The organism is Streptomyces sp. AM 2-1-1 (genome assembly GCF_029167645.1).
Classification (GTDB): domain Bacteria; phylum Actinomycetota; class Actinomycetes; order Streptomycetales; family Streptomycetaceae; genus Streptomyces.
The window spans coordinates 3976809-3993740 of the sequence record NZ_CP119147.1; the positions used below are offsets into that span (position 1 = coordinate 3976809).

General features: G+C 68.6%; 12 protein-coding genes. 5 read left to right on the forward strand and 7 right to left on the reverse strand.

The genetic code is table 11. The features are described 5' to 3' along the window. Positions 1–22: 22 nt before the first annotated feature. Positions 23–826, forward strand: a complete 804-nt coding sequence (locus PZB77_RS17350) for an aminoglycoside phosphotransferase (RefSeq protein ID WP_275493509.1) — start codon at positions 23–25, stop codon at positions 824–826. 69 nt (positions 827–895) lie between these two features. Here PZB77_RS17350 and PZB77_RS17355 read toward each other — a convergent pair whose 3' ends face one another. Continuing rightward, positions 896–1432, reverse strand: a complete 537-nt coding sequence (locus PZB77_RS17355) for a hypothetical protein (protein ID WP_275493510.1) — start codon at positions 1430–1432, stop codon at positions 896–898. 167 nt (positions 1433–1599) lie between these two features. Here PZB77_RS17355 and PZB77_RS17360 point away from each other — a divergent pair, with 167 nt between their 5' ends. Together PZB77_RS17360 and PZB77_RS17365 are read left to right on the forward strand one after the other, a co-directional pair. Next, a complete protein-coding gene (locus tag PZB77_RS17360; RefSeq protein WP_275493511.1) occupies positions 1600–3087 on the forward strand; it encodes a 5'-methylthioadenosine/S-adenosylhomocysteine nucleosidase in 1488 nt (495 codons plus the stop codon). Between the two features lie 1591 nt (positions 3088–4678). Then, on the forward strand, positions 4679–6343 hold the full coding sequence (locus tag PZB77_RS17365; RefSeq protein ID WP_275493512.1) for a hypothetical protein: 1665 nt from the start codon (positions 4679–4681) through the stop codon (positions 6341–6343). Between the two features lie 746 nt (positions 6344–7089). Here PZB77_RS17365 and PZB77_RS17370 read toward each other — a convergent pair. Next, positions 7090–7794, reverse strand: a complete 705-nt coding sequence (locus tag PZB77_RS17370; RefSeq protein WP_275493513.1) for an SDR family oxidoreductase — start codon at positions 7792–7794, stop codon at positions 7090–7092. Between the two features lie 79 nt (positions 7795–7873). Between PZB77_RS17370 and PZB77_RS17375 the strand changes: the two genes are divergently transcribed. After that, complete coding sequence (locus PZB77_RS17375; RefSeq protein ID WP_275493514.1) at positions 7874–8248, forward strand: helix-turn-helix domain-containing protein; 375 nt, start codon at positions 7874–7876, stop codon at positions 8246–8248. A 51-nt stretch (positions 8249–8299) separates the two neighbouring features. Here PZB77_RS17375 and PZB77_RS17380 read toward each other — a convergent pair whose 3' ends face one another. The 4 genes from PZB77_RS17380 to PZB77_RS17395 form a co-directional block, all read right to left on the reverse strand. Then, positions 8300–8716 carry an NUDIX hydrolase gene (locus PZB77_RS17380; RefSeq protein WP_275493515.1) on the reverse strand — a complete coding sequence of 139 codons (417 nt, stop codon included), beginning with the start codon at positions 8714–8716 and terminating at the stop codon, positions 8300–8302. A 168-nt stretch (positions 8717–8884) separates the two neighbouring features. Next, positions 8885–12472 carry a DNA polymerase III subunit alpha gene (gene dnaE / locus PZB77_RS17385; protein WP_275493516.1) on the reverse strand — a complete coding sequence of 1196 codons (3588 nt, stop codon included), beginning with the start codon at positions 12470–12472 and terminating at the stop codon, positions 8885–8887. A 320-nt stretch (positions 12473–12792) separates the two neighbouring features. Next, a complete protein-coding gene (locus PZB77_RS17390; RefSeq protein WP_275493517.1) occupies positions 12793–13893 on the reverse strand; it encodes a hypothetical protein in 1101 nt (366 codons plus the stop codon). Positions 13894–14069: 176 nt separating this feature from the next. Next, complete coding sequence (locus tag PZB77_RS17395) at positions 14070–15299, reverse strand: cysteine desulfurase-like protein (RefSeq protein WP_275493518.1); 1230 nt, start codon at positions 15297–15299, stop codon at positions 14070–14072. Between the two features lie 181 nt (positions 15300–15480). Here PZB77_RS17395 and PZB77_RS17400 point away from each other — a divergent pair, with 181 nt between their 5' ends. Continuing rightward, positions 15481–16227, forward strand: coding sequence for an AAA family ATPase (locus PZB77_RS17400; protein WP_343299869.1), 747 nt, complete (start codon positions 15481–15483; stop codon positions 16225–16227). On the opposite strand, the gene PZB77_RS17405 is transcribed toward PZB77_RS17400, so the two are convergent. Beyond that, positions 16221–16874, reverse strand: a complete 654-nt coding sequence (locus tag PZB77_RS17405) for an HAD family hydrolase (protein WP_275493519.1) — start codon at positions 16872–16874, stop codon at positions 16221–16223. The genes PZB77_RS17400 and PZB77_RS17405 overlap by 7 nt on opposite strands. Positions 16875–16932: the final 58 nt, after the last annotated feature.

The following is a 16932-nucleotide window of genomic DNA, read 5'->3' on the forward strand; positions in this document are numbered from 1 at the left end:
ACCCGAGGAACCGCGCTTGTCCATGTCCCGCATCCCCTTCGAGCAGCTCCCCGACGACGTCCGACAGGCAGTCGTCGACAAGACCGGCCCCGTGCACGCGGCGCGGACCGTGCAGGGCGGCATGAACTCCGGCATCGCCTCCGTGCTGGAGACCGAGACCGGCAGTGTCTTCGTGAAGGGCATCCCGGCCGGTCACCCGCAGGCCGGCGCGCAACGTCGCGAGGCGGCGATCGCCCCGCACTTGCCCGCGTCCTGCCCGCGTCTGTACTGGCATCTGGAACTCGACGGCTGGTCCCTCCTCGGCTACGAGGTCGTCGATGGCCGCCATGCGGACTACACGCCAGGCTCGCCCGATCTGCCGCTCGTGGAAGCCGCACTCACTGAACTGCAAGGAGTTACGGCGCCGCCCGACATCGAGATCAGGGACGCCATGGATCGGTGGGCAGAATACGCCCCACCAGGGGCGTTGCATTATTTCGGTGGCGATTCACTGCTTCACACCGACTTCGCCCCAGACAACGTCCTGATCATCGGCGAGCGGGCGCGGCTCGTCGACTGGGCGTGGCCGACGCGGGGTGCGGCCTGGATTGACCCGGGGGCGCTGGCGCTGCGACTGATGGAGGCCGGGCACTCGGTGGAGTCGGCGGTGGCATTTGCGCGGCGGTTCCCGTCGTGGCATGGGGCCGAGCCGCCGGCTCTGGCAGCGTTCGGGGCGGCTACCGCAGCACTGTGGCGTGAGATCGCCAAGGAGGGCGGGACAACGTGGAAGCGAAGGATGGCGAAGCAGGCGGCCACCCTCTGGCACATCCTCGAAGGGAAGTTGTAAAGCCGCTTGGTCTGTGTCGTAACAAGCGTGGGCCTGCAGCGAGAGCAGTAAACGGGTCCGCAGCGCCCTCTAGCGTTCGGCATAACGCAGGAACTGCCAGCCCAGTACAGCTAGGGCAAGCGTCTGCACGATAGAAACGATCAAGAGCAGCGGATGGACCGCGTGAGAGCACCAGAACGCGATCACGCAGGTCATCGGCAATGCCAAGTAGGTGAGCAGATCGACAGCCGCTTGCAGGCGCTTGCGGGTGGGGCGGTTTAGATCACTGCGGTGGTAGAGCTCCCAACCGAACGCAGTGCCACTGGGCGTACCGCTGAGTTCGGCTAGCCTCGGGCCGAGCTGGTCGCGGACGTAGCGGCCGATCGCCGAAATCTTCTCGTCGTTGACCAGGTAGGTCCAACCTAAGACTATGCAGATCACGGGTACGACGAGCACGAGTTGAGCGTGCCTGTTTTGGACAGTGATCGCCAAGACCGCAGTGGAGGCGGCGAGCGTGAAGTAGAGCAGATTGTCCCGGAATCCGATCCGAGCCTTCTGCTCCTCTTTGATGCGGTCATACTCGGCCAGCAGCAGCCGGCTCTCTGTGACGTCCTCGGTGGCGGCCACGGCAGCCCTCCTCTGAAAATATGAGCGGGATCGCACGGATGCCTAATTTTCTTGCCTGTTAGTAGCGTTGTCCGACCCTGGAGTTACGCTATGACCCGTGCCCCGGGTGCATCGGTGAAGGATTTCACGGTCACTCGGGGAGGCAAGCCATCCTCGCGAGGTGCTACGTGCGTTCGTTCAGCGGAAAGATCGTTGTCTTCACCGCGCTACCCCTGGAGTATCGAGCCATGCGGGCGCGGGTTCAGGGGCCAGAGCGTATCGATCATGAGTCAGGGACGATCTTCGAGCGCGGCCGGATCCCAGGGACGAACTGGGAGGTATACCTCGCTCGAGTTGGTCAGGGAAACCAGGGCGCAGCCATTCTCACTGAGCGCGCTATTCAGATGATTGGCCCGGATGCCGTCTTCTTCACAGGCATCGCCGGCAGCATGAAACACGACATCGCGCTGGGTGATGTGATCGTCGCGACCCGCGTTTTCGCGTATCACGGAGGGAAACAGGAGGAAACTTTTAAGACCCGGCCCGAGACGTGGCCAGCATCGCACCGCCTCGAGCAGGCAGCCCACTTCGCCGTGCTGGACCCTCACTGGGCGCAGGCTCTACTGCCTGCGGACCGAGAAACCCCCGAAGTCCACTTCAAGCCGATCGCTGCTGGCGAGGTGGTGGTGAACGCCCAGACCTCCATGCTGCAGGATCTCCTAGACGTGCACTACAACGGCGTCGCGGCAATTGAGACGGAGGGAGGGGGCTTCGCAGGCGCCGCGTCTATGGCCGACCAAGTTCCGGCACTGGTCATCCGAGGAATTAGCGACCGAGCTGACGGCAGCAAGCAGAGCACGGATAGAGGCGGCTTCCAGCTCATCGCTGCCGACAACGCCGCGGCTCTGACGATTGCCGCCATCCAGGCGCTGACCTACCCCGAGCCAGTCGGGGTCGAGTTGCCAGCTTCACGCTCCGGCACCACGGGCACCCCTCCCATCGCCAGGGCTCTCGTCGGGCATCCGCTTGAAGAGCCTCTGTCGGTCGCCTGGCGCAAAGAGTTGCTACGACCATGGTCAAGTGAAAGCGCCACGATGGAAGTTCACCTACTTCCGGAGGGCAGCCTGCGATTGCCCGTGCGACAGATGAACCAGCTCCGGGACGAGCTTGTCTCCCTGGGGCGGTCGGAGGGGTTCTTCACAGCCACCGAAGAAGTGTCCAGCGTTCTCGAAACCGACTTCGCCGCTGCCTATGTCCGTGACTCAAGGCAGGGGCGCTGCGTCGGTCTGGCAGTTACTCGGTCCGGTCAGCGAAGCTGCTGGGAATCACTGCCTCGATCGAGCGGCATGCACATGCCAGTCCTTGATCCAGACCACACCCAGAAGCGTGTGGCTGAACTGCTTCAGCTCCTGCTGTGTCTCCACGATCTCCCGGGAACCAAATTTGCGCCCGCAGTCGCCCTCGACCCCGCCGAGCTCCTGACCGTGATGAGCCTAGAAGCCGCCAGGGCCTCCAACAGCGCTGTCCTAGCGCGCAACGGCGGCGGTGGCCCAGTGCAAGTCCTGCCCGACGAGGTCTGGGACGCCGCGATCATTGGCGCCGCGGTGCCGATAATCGCTGAGGAACTCACCCTGCGGCTCATGCATCATTTCCGGAGTCCGCACAATTCCCGGTAGTTCTGGGTCCAACTTCTCCCCTAGCCGCGGACGCAAGCCAGATCGGTTCAAAGCCGTTGGCGGGGAACTCACGGGCACCGCTGGCGCCCTCCGTTGCCATCTCGGCTGCGAGCCGAAGCCCTCTTCCCTGAAAGTTCGGCGATGAGCGAGCGACGCGGCTCCGCAGCGCGCCGAACCTGGTCGAGGGCTGCGAGGGTGGGCAAGAGACCTGGATGACGCCCGTCCGACGCTTGATCCGATCGAGCGTCCAGTGGTCCGACAAGCTGTGCGTATCCGGCCTCTTGGCCAGCTCCTGCTCCGGCACGGCGAACAGTGCCTCGCATCAGGTGCAGACCGCGTCGAGAGCAGTGGTGAGGGCAGCTGCCAATGTGAGGGTCGCCCCGAAGGCGACGGCCGCACGTGTCACAGCCTGCGGATAGGTGGCACTGTCGCGGCGGGCCAGATATCCAGCCGCCCCGGCGACCAGCACAGCGACAAGTGCAGTCAGGGTGCAACAGACCACGATCATTCCTGCCCGAACAGACATAGAGGGACTCCTTTTTTACGGCGGTGAGGGCTCCGGTGTCGTGGTTCAACCTGCTCCAGAACGTGTTCGCAAGTGTTCGGCGCGGAGAAGATGAACACCTGCGAACGTCGGACTACCTCAAGCATCGATAAGGGAGTGAGCGTGACCTTGGACGGTCCATCCGAGGGGACGGCCGCGCGCCAGCGGTTGCAGGCGTTCCTGGAAGAGGGCTTGGCCGCCACACGGATGAGTAAGTCTCAGCTGGCGGTGCGCGTGGGTTTGGGACGAACGACCGTAAGCCAAGCGTTCAGCAGCACCGCGCCTCTGCCGTCAGCGCAAACTGTGGCTGTGATGGCGCGTGCTCTACGTCTGGAGGTGCGTCCTCTACTGGACTTGCGTACCGCCGCACTTCATGCGGAATCGGCACGCACGCCGATTCCGGAGATCGCCGGCACCCCGCTCCCTCTGGGAAGCCCCATCCACCACTGGGATCCATACGACTTGGGGGTGCAGCCGACCTCTGACGTGGCGAACGACCACGATTCCTGGGAGTCCAGCGAACCACCCATTTCCCGGCGGCCGGGCGCGGGAAGCATGCCTATCTATGTCAGCCGCGCGCATGACAGAGGGCTAGCCGAAGTGGTGAGGGCCGCAGCTGAGGGGGACAGCGCGATGGCTGTGGTGGTGGGTTGGTCCTCAACAGGGAAGACCCGGGCGTGCTGGGAGGCCGTACGATCGTTGAGCGACGGTGAATGGAGACTGTGGCGGCCCGTTGATCCGATCGAAGCCGAAACGGCCCTCGCTGAATCTTCGCGCGTCGGTCCTCGCACGGTGGTGTGGCTGAATGAATCCCAGCGTTTCCTGGACGCAGGCGGTGGACGGGGCGAGCGTATCGCCGTAGGTCTTCGTCGCTTGCTCAGCGCCCCGGAGTGCGCTCCCGTGTTGGTGCTCGGCACTTTGTGGCCAGTGCACGCCAATCGGTACAGCGCAGTGCCTCAGCACGATGCCGGCGATCTGCACGCACACGCAAGAGAGCTGCTAGCAGGGCGATTGCTCATCGTGCCGGACCAGTTTGATCATGCTGCAATGGGCAAGGCCGAACGACTGGCCGCCGACGGCGATCAACAGCTTGCCCACGCTCTACGGCACGTCACCGGTGGGCAGCTGACTCAGTTTCTGGCTGGAGCACCAGAACTTGTGCGCCGGTATCGCAGCGTCTCGCCGAAAGCGCGGGCCGTGATTCATGCCGCGATCGACGCTCGCAGGCTCGGTACAGGCCAAGATCTCCCCCTAGCCTTCCTCGCGCAGGCGGCCGAGGACTACCTCACAGACGCGGAGTACGACCTGCTGGATGACGACTGGGTCGATCAAGCCGTAACTGAGTCAACGGGGCACGTCCGCGGCTATCTTGCCCCGCTGCGTGTGATGCGGCCTCGTCGAAGCGGCTACACCACCGAGGAACAGCAGTCCCCGCCCGACGTGCACCTGCGCTTGGCGGACTACCTCGAGCAGATCGGTCGACTGGAGAGATGGCCCCTTTGCCCACCCGAGTCATTCTGGGCGGCGGCACATGGCCTCCTCACAAATGCAGATGATCTAGCACAGCTCGCGAACGCCGCCGCAAACCGGCACCGAAGCTACTGGGCCACACAACTGTTGGTCCAAGCGGGCTCTCTCGGTGAGCCCAGCGCACTTCTGCACTTCGCGCACGCACTCAGGAGATCGGGACGCCACGACGTTGCGGAAGAGCTCTACTCGAAGGCCGCACAAACAGGTTTCGAGTACGCCCAGGCGTCGGTGGTCGAGAACCGTGAACAGGCAGGTGAAGCCAGCGAGGCTGAGCGCTTGGCGAGGATATCCGCGTCAAGAGAAGGGGCCATGGCTCTGGAGCGACTCGCGATACTGCGGGGCGAGAAGGGTGACATCGTGGGCGCCGTGCGTTTGGCACGTGAGGCCGCGACGATGGGCCATACGTATGGGTTGGTATCGGTGTCAGCGATGTGCGAGAGGGGCGGGGACAGTGATACTGCCGAGGTTCTTGCATGGGAGGCTGCTGCGATCGGCGAGCCTGCTGCTCTCGTCAGCCTAGTGACACAACGAGTGGAGACCAGTCGCGACGACGAAGCGTATCGCCTGGCTTGTCAGGCCGCCGAGACTGGCGAGCCCGCATGCATGATTATTCTGGGGTTGTTTTGGGCGGAGGCGGGTCATCGTGCTGCAGCACGCGAGTTGTACGAGCAGACGCTGCGCATGTGTCCAATCGGCGTCGGCACTTCAGCACTTCAGCTGAACATCCATGCCACCATGCTGACGGCTCTCGGAGAGTCTGACCAGGCTGAGGAGCTGTACGAGCAGGCTGCCGAACTGGGGCACAGGGACTCTCGGTACAGTCTGCTGGCGATACGTGAGAGATCCGGCGACCACGCCGAGGCCGAGGCAATGGCGCGGCAGGCTGCTGAAGCCGGTGACCCCGGCTTTCTGCTCGACCTCGCAGAACTTCGGGGCGCTGCTGGCGACAGCATCGCGGCTGAAGCCCTCGCCTGGGAGGCAGCCGGATACGGCTATCCGTTGGCTCTGGCCCATTTGGCTCGCATGGCAGAAGGAACCGGTGACACCGCCGAGGCAGAGAGTCGGGCGTTGCTGGCCACCAACGCTGGGGACGTCAACGCCATCCGCTTCCTCAGAGAGACCCGGGCCCGGTTTTGGCCCCATGGCCTGGAGCCCGACGGTACTCCCTCCGGCCCGTGGTGATCATTCATGCAGCCCGGTGCTCAATCGCCTGCACAGCGCCCAGGGGTAGACGCAACTGGAGGGAGTGCCGTATGAGACCGGTTCATCGGTTTGGGCAGCGGTAGCTGGCAGGTTTGGGGAATAAGCGCACCGACCGGTCACCCAGTGCACTAATCAGGGCCTCTGGCCAGCCGGAACGCAGACTTGCTCTGGTCGCATTTCTGGTTACATTCGCCTCTCTACGGCACGGCACGGCACGCCCGCCCGCAAGCTGGATGCGTGCCGCAGGTCAGAACGCTTTTGGTCATTCCCGCACCGCCAGACGACCATTTGAAAGCGTGTGGCTGCAAAGCGGTCATGGGCCCGGAGTGCGTGAGCGCTGCGTGAGCGGACGGGGCGGCACCGGATGGATCGGGTGATACGCGTAGCGAGCGGTTCAGGTCTCCTACCTGGGGAAACGGGATTCACAGGCACTGCACAGCACCACCCGGGATGATCTTGCAGGCCCTTGTAATGCGTAGGTCGTCGGTTCGAATCCGACAGGGGGCTCGGTGAGAAGCCCAGCTCAGACACTGTCTGAGCTGGGCTTCTCCCTTTTCGGCTGCATCTCCGCCGCGATCACCGCAGGCTGGGAGGAACCGCCTGCCGGGTCTCGTCGGGCTGAGGAGCACCCCTATTGCGGGGACATAGTCGGGACGCATCCGGACAACGCCCCGCGCCCCCTCCCGCCGCCCGCGACCGAGCGGCCGCGAGCGGCTGCGGCGGTGTCAGGCGAGCTTGTGGCGGCCGCCGCCCTCGACGTGGATCGTCTCGCCGGAGACGAACCCGGCGCGCAGGAGCCACATCACCGCGTCCACGACGTCGTCGCTCGTGCCGTGTCGGCCGGTCAGGGTCGTCGCGGCGCTTCTGCTCAGCAGGGCGGCCTTTCCTTCGCCCAGGCGGTCCCAGGCACCCGAGTCCACGACACCGGGCGATACGGCGTTCACGCGTACCGGGGCCAGATCGGCCGCCAGATGACGCGCGGCGTACTCGACCGCACCGTTGGTGGTCCCCTTGACGAGGGATCCCGGCCCCGGGCGCCATCCGACCACGCCGGAGAACAGCACCATCGACCCGGTCGGGCGCAGTACCGGTGCGAAGTGCTTGGCCACCAGCATCGGACCGATCACCTTCGCCGTGAACGCGGCCAGCAGCTTGTCGTGGTCCAGCTCCCTCGCGCGCACGTCGTGCGGTGCCGAACCCGTCGTCACGATGTGGTCGACGCCGTCCTTCAACAGCTCCGCCGCGGCCGCGAGCGTCGATTCGTCCTGCAGGTCGCACCGCACGGCTGTGGCGCCGATCTCCCTGGCCGCCCCTTCGGCCGCGGTCAGGTCGCGGGCGCCCACCACCACCTCGAAACCGTCCTTGACCGCACGCCGCGCGATCGCCGCGCCGAGTGCCCGTGCACCGCCGATGACCAGGATCCGCTCCATGGAACACACTCCTTCTCGTGGGGACGGATCCGACGGTATAGATTTGATACCGGTATCTTCAACGCAACCGGAGGCGGCCATGGGTAGGGCGTACGACGTGATGGCGGCGACATGTCCCAGCCGCACGGTGCTGCACCGGATCGGTGCGCGCTGGACCGTGTTCGTCGTGAACGCCCTGGACGGTGGGCCGCGCCGCTTCACCGAACTCAAGGGGCACATCCGCGGCATCACGCCGAAGGCCCTGACCGAGACCCTGCGCTCCCTGGAGGCCGACGGTCTGATCAGCCGTCATGATTTCGGGGAGAACCCGCCCCGTGTCGAGTACGCCCTGACGCCTCTGGGCGACTCCCTGCTCGTGCCGCTGCGCGCGGTGCGGAGCTGGGCCGAGGAGCATGTCCCGGAGATCGAGCTGGCCCGGTCCCGACGGTCGGACGCCGAGACGGGTACCGGCTGAGAGAAGCGTTCCCTCAGTCTTCCGGCGCCTGAGATCCCGTGAGGTCCCCTTTCAGGTCGGCAGCGCCGCGTCCAGGTACTCCCGCACCGGCTCGAAGAGCGCGTACGGCACGTACGCCGGGATCTCCGCGTGGGTGACCCAGGCCACCTCGGCGAGTTCCTCGGGGTCCGCGACGTGGGCGATGCCGTCGACCACGGTGCACGCGGTGTACGACATCAGCCGGCCGGTCTGCGGGTGGACCCGCTCGCCGAGCGGCGTCACCGCCGCCACGGTCAGCCCGGTCTCCTCCCGGGTCTCGCGTACGGCGGCGTCCTCGCGGGTCTCGCCGGGTTCGACCGCGCCGGCCGGGAACTGCCAGGAGAGCGGCCCCTCGCTGACCCGGCGGCGCACCATCAGTACGCGCCCGCCGTCCACCACGACGGCGGCGGCGACGCCCGGACGCCCGTCGGTGCCCTGCTGCTGCGTCACGTCGGCTCCCCGGCTCCCTGGCGTGGCCGTTCCCGCGCGGCACTCCTACCGCTACGCCACTCCATCCCTGCGCCGACCCGCGGCGCGCGAAACGCGAAGGGTGCCCGGCGCGGGGTATCACCCGCGCCGGGCACCCGGAGGCTGATCGCCGAGCGGCCGGTCGACCGGCTACACCACCCCGACCCAGACGTCCGCGCCGAGGCTGCCCTTGATGTCGGAGGCGACCTGGGTGGGGTCGACCTCGAAGCCGAGGGCGTAGACGACCGTCTTGCCCGGGCCCTGCACCTGGAGGCGTACGGGGCTGTCGCCCTTGTGGGCGGCGAGGATGCGCTTCAGCGTCTGGATGGTGGGCTCGTTGATCCGGTGCGAGCGCAACTGGAGGCGGACGGGGGGCTTTCCGCCGCTCTCGGCGGACGACACGTCGAGCACTTCCAGCTCCTGGCCGGCGATGCTGATCGTGCCGTCGCGGTCGTTGAGCCGGCCGGCGACGGAGACGACGCTGTCCGGGATGAGCGCGTGCTGCACCAGCGTGTACGAGGCGGGGAAGTAGAGGACTTCCATCTCGCCGTCACGGTCGGCCAGGTTGACGATCGCCCAGGCGTTCCCCTGCTTGGTCATGCGGCGGTCGACGCTCGTGATGAGGCCGGCGAGCTTGACGATGCCCTCGGTCCGCCCGGATCCGAGGAGTTCGCTGATCGTGGTGTCCCGGTGGCGGGAGAGGATGTGCTCGGTGCCGTCCAGCGGGTGGGCGGAGACGTACATGCCGAGCATCTCGCGCTCGGTGGCGAGGAGTTGCTTGCGCGGCCACTCCGACTCGTCGATCTTGAAGTCCAGCCCGAACGCGGGGGCTTCGTCGCTTCCGCCGAGGTCGCCGAAGAGGTCGTCCTGTCCGATCGCGGCCTGCTTCTTGACCGGGATGACGGAGTCGATCGCCTCTTCGTGGACGGCGGACAGCCCCTTGCGGGTGTGGCCGAGCGAGTCGAAGGAGCCTCCCTTGATCAGGGATTCCACGGCCCGCTTGTTGAGGGCGCCGATGTCGGCCTTGTCGAGGAAGTCCGCGAAGGAGGTGAACTTCCCCTGGGCCTTGCGCGTGGCGACCAGGGACTCGATCACGTTCTCACCGACGTTGCGGATCGAGCGCAGGCCGAAGCGGACGCTGTCGCCGATGGCGGTGAAGTTGCCGATGGACTCGTTCACGTCCGGGGGGAGGACCTGGACGCCCATCTTGCGGGCGTCGGCCAGGTAGATGCCGGCCTTGTCCTTGTCGTCGCCCACGGAGGTGAGGAGGGCCGCCATGTACTCGGCCGGGAAGTTGGCCTTGAGGTAGGCGGTCCAGTACGACACGAGGCCGTATCCGGCGGTGTGACTCTTGTTGAACGCGTAGCCCGAGAACGGGAGCATGACGTCCCACAGGGCCTTGATCGACTCCTCGGAGTACCCGTTGTCCCGCATGCCGCCGTGGAACTTCTCCCACTCGGCGGCCAGCACCTCGGGCTTCTTCTTACCCATCGCCCGGCGCAGCAGGTCGGCGCCGCCGAGGGTGTAGCCGGCGAGCTGACGGGCGATGGCCATGATCTGCTCTTGGTAGATGAGCAGGTGGAAGGTGTTGCCGAGGATGGGCTCCAGCGCCTCGCGCAGCTCGGGGTGGATGGGCGCGATCTCCTGGCGGCCGGTCTTGCGGTGCGCGTAGTTGGTGTGCGCGTTGGCCGCCATGGGGCCGGGCCGGTAGAGGGCGAGGGCGGCCGCGATGTCTTCGAACCGGCTCGGTTCCATCAGCTTCAGCAGGGTGCGCATACCGCCGCCGTCGAGCTGGAAGACGCCGAAGGTGTCACCCCGGGCGAGCAGCTTGTACGTGGTGGCGTCGTCCAGCGGGATTGGCTTGTCGCCGTTCTGCGGGACGGTGTCCGTGGTGATGCTGAGGCCGCGGTTCTCGCGGACGTTCTGGAGCGCCTGGTCGATCACGCCGAGGTTGCGGAGGCCGAGGAAGTCCATCTTGACCAGCCCCATGTTCTCGCAACTGGGGTAGTCGAAGCCGGTGATCTTCACGCCGTCCTTGGCGCGCATGTGCAGGGGGATGCGGTCGGTGAGCCGCGTCTTGGAGAGGATGACCGCGGCCGCGTGCACGCCGGTGTTGCGGATCAGGCCCTCGACGCCCTTCGCGCCGTCCACGACCCTCTTGACGTCGGGCTCGTTCTCGTAGAGGGCCCGGATCTCCCCGGCCTCGCCGTAGCGCGGGTGCGAGGAGTCGAAGATGCCGTTGATGGGGATGGACTTGCCCATCACGTCCGGCGGCAGGGCCTTCGTGATGCGCTCACCGTGGCTGAAGGGGTATCCCAGCAGGCGGGAGGTGTCCTTGATGGCGTTCTTGGCCTTCAACTTGCCGAAGGTGTTCACCATGGCGGTGAACTCGTCGCCGTACTTGTCGACGACGTAGCGCACCATGCGGTCGCGGTGGCGGTCGTCGAAGTCGAGGTCGACGTCCGGCGGGTTGATGCGCTCGGGGTTGAGGAACCGTTCGAAGAGCAGACCGTGTTCGAGCGGGCAGAGTTCGGTGATGCGGGTGGCGTACGCGACGATCGAGCCGGTCGCGGAACCTCGGCCGGGGCCGACGGGGATCTTGTTGTCGCGGGCGTACTGGCAGATGTCGGCGACGACGAGGAAGTAGCTGCTGAAGCCCATCGGACCGATGACCTTCATCTCGGTCTCGAACCGCTCCATGACCGGGTCGGGGATGGGAGAGCCGTACCGCATCTCCAGGCCCCTGATGCACTCGCGGCGCAGGTAGCTCTCCTGGGACTCGCCCTCCGGGACCTCCGGGTACTGCGGCATCTCGTCCTCGGGAGCGAACACCTCCTCGTACGACTCGATGCGCTCGGCGATCAGGAGCGTGTTGTCACACGCCTCGGGGAGCTCCGAGAAGAGCTGCCGCATCTGCTGGGCGGTCTTGAGGTAGTAGCCGGTGCCGTTGAACCGGAATCGGCCCGGGTCGTCCTTGTTCTTGCCCACGCCGATGCACAGGAGGTTGTCGTGCGCGTCGGCGTGCTCCTCCAGGACGTAGTGCGCGTCGTTGGTGGCGAGCAGCGGGATGTCCAGGTCCTTGGCGAGCCGGAGCAGGTCGGCCCGGACGTTGCGCTCCAGGTCGAGGCCGTGGTCCATCAGCTCCAGGAAGTAGTTCTCCTTGCCCAGGATGTCCTGGTAGGAGGCCGCCACCTCCCGGGCCTCGTCGTACTGGTTCAGCCGCAGCCGGGTCTGGATCGCTCCGGACGGGCAGCCGGTCGTACCGATGATCCCCTCGGCGTGCTCGGAGATCAGCTCCATGTCCATACGGGGCTTGCCGGCGGGGAACTGTCCCGTGTAGCTGGCCTCGGTCGACAGGAAGAAGAGGTTCCGCAGTCCCTGGACGTTCCGCGCCCACATGGTCATGTGGGTGAACCGGCCACCGCCGGAGACGTCCTTCGAGCCCTCGCCGTCGGCCGACATGGCCCTGACGCCGCCGGGTCCCCAGAACTCCTGCTTACGGTTGCGGCGCGAGGAAGGCGCGACGTACGCCTCGATGCCGATGATTGGCTTCACGCCATCGAAGCCCTTGGCCACCTGCTGGAACTCGTACGCACCGAACATGTTTCCGTGGTCGCTCATCGCGATGGCGGGCATGCCCTGGCGGGAGACCTCCTCGAACATCGGCTTGAGCCGCTGGGCCCCGTCGAGCATCGAGTATTCGGTGTGATTGTGCAGGTGAACGAAGGAATCAGGCACCGGGTGCGCACCTCCAGAGAGGGATGGGGAAGAGCCCAGTTTATCCAGAGGGGCACCTTCCACGGCGGCTCCTCGTCCTCTCGCCGAGGGATCGGACCAAGCGAAACCGTGACCTCCCGGTATGACTCAAAGTCGCTTTCTCCCTCCCTTCAGTAGTGTGTGCGCGGCCACGCGCAGCGCGCTGGACGAGGCCCCGCGCATCCCGTAGGAGGGGGCGCCCGCCCGCGGGATGCGGCGGCCGTCCGGCCACTGATTTCCACGCCGGAGAGTGACCGGGGGCCGGCCAGGAGTCGCGGGCCTCGGCGCGTGGGTGGGCCGTCCTACGTACGCGTCGCCCGGCCGCACTCCGTGGCCTCGCCCCGGTCGGCGGGGAGGGGGGAGCTCCGGTCGTACGGGTCCACCTCGGGCCCGCGGCCCTCGTGCCCGGTGGCGCGCTCGGCGGCGAACTCGGGGGTGAGGTACCCGGTGCCCGCCGTGCAGCCGCCGTTGGCGGTGTCCACGGAGTAGGAGAGGAGGGAGAAGGTCCCCGGCTCGATCAGCACCTTCGCCGGGTCGTCCCAGCTGACGACGGTGCCGCGGCGCACGATCGTACGGGCGACCTCCTCGCTCCCCGCGGCGGCGCGTACCAGCGGGTAGACGAAAGTGACGTCCGCCGTCACTTCGAGGGCGCCGCGCTTCCCCTCCGTGAAGGTGAGCTGCCCGCGGGTCTTGACGACGTCGCCGGCGGGGCGCACCTCGGAGGGGCGGAAACGGCTGAAAAGCAGGAGCGGGTCGGTCTTCTCGCCGGGCGTCCGCAACGAGCTCGCCACGTACTGCCGGATGTCCGGCTGCCGGGGATTGATCAGCGCGATGGCGGCGGTCGGCCGCTCCCCGCGCAGCACCGCCGGATCGAGGTTGGAGGCGGCGAGGAAGTCCCGTGTGCGCTCCAGTGCGTCGGCCACCTGGGCCCGGGTCATCCAGCCGGTCGCCTTCGCGTCGGGCAGGTGGATGCCCGCCGTTCCGTCCTTCCACGCGACCGCCGGCGATCCCCTGAACGGCTCGTCCAGTGTGGGGTGTTCGCCGATCGGGCTGTCCGGGGGCGGGCCGGTCGGTCGGGCGGTCTCGGCGCCCGGCGGCGTGACCGCGACGTCACCGCCGCCGCTTCCGGAGACCCAGTCGACGACCCGGCCCGGGGCGAGGGCGACGAGCGTCAGGGCGACGGCCAGCAGGATTCCGACGGCGTACCGGCCCTTCCGGCTGCGCCGGGTGGCCGGTTGGTACGAGCGCCAGGCGGCCGGCGGCTCCGGGGCTTCCTTCAGCCGCCGGGTGACCATCCGGGCCCGCGCGGACGGCTCCTGGGGGGCGTCCCGCGACCCGGCCCCGGACTCCCGCAGGAAGCGTTCCCACTCCTCGTCCGGTATGGATGCCCCGTTCTTGCCCACGCCGCTCTCCCCCCCTCGCGCCCCGGTCCCCCCGGAGCCGCTTCCGATGCCCGCGCATCATCACACGGAGGAGTGACAGCAGAATTTTCCGTCGGGCGGTGGTCCGGGGAGCGGACGGGTGGGCGGGACGCGGGGCAGTTCCCTGTTCGGTCGGGCGCGTGCGGTGTCCCGCCCGGTCAGGCGCGGACGGGGGTGGCGGTGAGGTAGTCGGCCAGGGCGTCGAGCAGGCGGTCGGCGTCCTCCTCGCTGCTGTACGGCGCCAGGCCGACGCGCAGCCCGCCGCCGTCGCCGAGGCCGAGGTGGCGGCTGGCCTCCAGGGCGTAGAAGGAGCCGGCGGGCGCGTCGACCCCGCGTGCGGCGAGGTGGCGGGAGGCGTCCGCGGCGGAGCGGCCGGGGAAGGTGAGCAGCAGGGTCGGGGTGCGCAGGGCCGCGCGGGAGCGCACGGTGATGCCGTCGAGTGCGGCGAGGCCGGTCTCGATGCGGACGCGCAGGGCGTCCTCGTGGGTCTCGATCGCCTCGAAGGCGGCGGCCAGGCGCTCGCGCCGGGAGGCGGTGGCGGGGGTGGCGGCGGGCGCGAGGGTGGCGAGGAAGTCCACGGCGGCGCGGGCGGCGGCCAGCGACTCGTAGGGCAGGGTGCCGAGTTCGAGGCGTTCGGGGACCGCGTCGGTCGACGGCAGCAGCTTGTCGGGGTGGAGGGTCTCCAGCAGCTCGGGCCGGCTCGCCAGGACGCCGAGGTGCGGGCCGAGGAACTTGTACGGGGAGCACACCAGGAAGTCGGCTCCGACGGCGGCGAGCTCGACCGGGGCGTGGGCGGCGAGGTGCACGGCGTCCACGTGCAGCAGCGCGCCCGCGCGGTGCACCAGGTCGGCGATCGCGGGCAGGTCGGGGCGGGTGCCGACGAGGTTGGAGGCGCCGGTGACGGCGACCAGCCGGGTGCGGTCGCTGAGCGCGTCGGCGACGTGGTGGGCCGTCAGTTCTGTGCTGTACGGGTCGAATTCGGCCCACCGGACGCTCGCGCCCACCGCTTCCGCGGCCTGGATCCACGGGCGGATGTTGGCGTCGTGGTCGAGGCGGCTGACCACCACCTCGTCCCCGGGGCCCCAGTTCTTCGCGAGGGTGCGGGCGAGGTCGTAGGTGAGCTGGGTGGAGCTGCGTCCGAAGACGATGCCGCGCGGGTCCGCCCCGAGCAGGTCCGCGAGTGCGGAGCGGGCACCGAGGACGATGGCCTCGGCGTTGCGCTCGCCTTCGTTCTGGGTGCCCCGTACGGCGAGCGGGTGGGCCAGCGCGTCGACGACTGCGTCGATCACCGGCTGCGGGGTCTGCGTACCCCCGGGGGCGTCGAAGCGGGCCGAGCCGGACTTCAGGGCGGGGATCTGCGCGCGGACCGCGTGGACGTCGTAGGACATGCGTACTCCGGTGGGTGGGGCGGTGGGCGACGGGCCCGCTGGGCCCGGGGGCGGCGTACGGGTGGCGCCCCGGACATCGATGGTGCCTGGTGGGGGCGGGGTCCGCGCGGGCGGGTCGGCGGCGCCCCCCGGGAGCTGCCATCCTGACCTGCGGAACATCTGAGCGGGAGGGGCGGCGCCAGTGGTGACCGACGAGGGGCGGGCGATCGGCGATGCGCGAGGAAGCGGAGCCGGAGACGGAGCCGCGGACGGGCGGGCGACCGGCAGGGCGTGCGGCGCCGGGGGAGAACCCACGGGGGCGGCGGGACCGCGTACGGGCGCCGATCCGCACGCCCTCGTGCCGCCGACCCGGGCCCGCGGCACGGTCGTCCTGCTGAACGGGGCCTCCAGCTCGGGCAAGTCGAGCATCGCCCGCGCGCTCCTCGCCTCGCTCGACGGGAGCTGGTTCCACCTGCCGGTGGATGCCTTCCACGCGATGCGCGGCGGCAGCCCCCTGGCGGCGGAGGACCTTCCGGCGGAGATCGACCGGACCGTCAAGGGGTTCCACCGCGCGGTGGCCGGGATGGCGGCGGCGGGGAACAACCTCGTCGTCGACCTCCCCCTCAGCCGTCGCTGGCGCCTGCTGGACCTGCTCGCGCTGCTGGTGCCGCAGGACACGGTGCTGGTGGCGGTCCGCTGCCCGCTGCCGGAACTCGAGCGCCGGGAGGCGGCGCGCGGCGACCGCACGCCGGGGCTGGCGGCGCTCCAGTTTCCCGTCGTCCACGCGCACGGTCCGCACGACCTCGACGTCGACACCGAGGCGTACGGCCCCGAGGAGTGCGCCCGGCGCGTCCGTGACTTCCTGCTGGTCCGCCCGCGCCCCACGGCCTTCGAGAGCCTGCGGCGTACGTACCTGCCCGGGCCGGCGCCGACCGGACCGGCTCAGTAGCCGGCGGCCAGCAGCGCCGGCAGGGCGCGCATGTCGTCGAAGACGACGGTGCCGGGGCCTTCGAGGCGGGCCGCCGGGGTGAGCCCGCCGCTGTAGCCGAAGGACCGCATGCCGGCGGCGCGGGCGGCGGCGACCCCGTACGCGCTGTCCTCGATCACCGCGCAGCGTGCCGGGTCGGCGCCCAGGGTGCGGGCCGCGTGCAGGAACAGGTCGGGGGCGGGCTTGCCCCGGGCGACGTCGGCGGCGCTGAAGACGCGGCCCTCGAAGTGGTGGCCCAGGGCGGTGGTGGTCAGGCTGCGGCGGATGGAGCGGTGGGAGCCGTTGGAGGCGAGGCAGTACGGGATGGTGAGCGCCGCCAGTACCTCGGGAATGCCGTCCACCGGGGTCAGTTCGGCGAGCGCCGCGTGGTAGAGGTGCGTGTAGGGCTCGTCCCAGTCGTCGGCGAGCGTCCTGCCGAGCCGTTCCTCCAGCGCCGCCCGCAGCACCTCCACCGAGGAGCCCACGAACCGTTCGATGATCTCGGCCTCGGTGAACGGCGCGCCCAGCTCCGCCATGACGGCCGCGTCCACCGTGACGTAGATGCGCTCGCTGTCCACCAGGACGCCGTCGCAGTCGAAGATCACCAGGTCGAAGGGGTTCGTGGTCATGGCGGCAGCCTACGGCCGCCCCCGGCGGCCGCCCAGGCTCTCCCCGCGACAGGAATCG

Coding starts and splice junctions, on each gene's coding strand:
- PZB77_RS17350 (WP_275493509.1), top strand. CDS start 23: ATGTCCCGCATCCCCTTCGAGCAGCTCCCCGACGACGTCCGACAGGCA.
- PZB77_RS17365 (WP_275493512.1), top strand. CDS start 4,679: ATGGGCAAGGCCGAACGACTGGCCGCCGACGGCGATCAACAGCTTGCC.
- PZB77_RS17370 (WP_275493513.1), bottom strand. CDS start 7,794: ATGGAGCGGATCCTGGTCATCGGCGGTGCACGGGCACTCGGCGCGGCG.
- PZB77_RS17375 (WP_275493514.1), top strand. CDS start 7,874: ATGGGTAGGGCGTACGACGTGATGGCGGCGACATGTCCCAGCCGCACG.
- PZB77_RS17395 (WP_275493518.1), bottom strand. CDS start 15,299: ATGTCCTACGACGTCCACGCGGTCCGCGCGCAGATCCCCGCCCTGAAG.
- PZB77_RS17405 (WP_275493519.1), bottom strand. CDS start 16,874: ATGACCACGAACCCCTTCGACCTGGTGATCTTCGACTGCGACGGCGTC.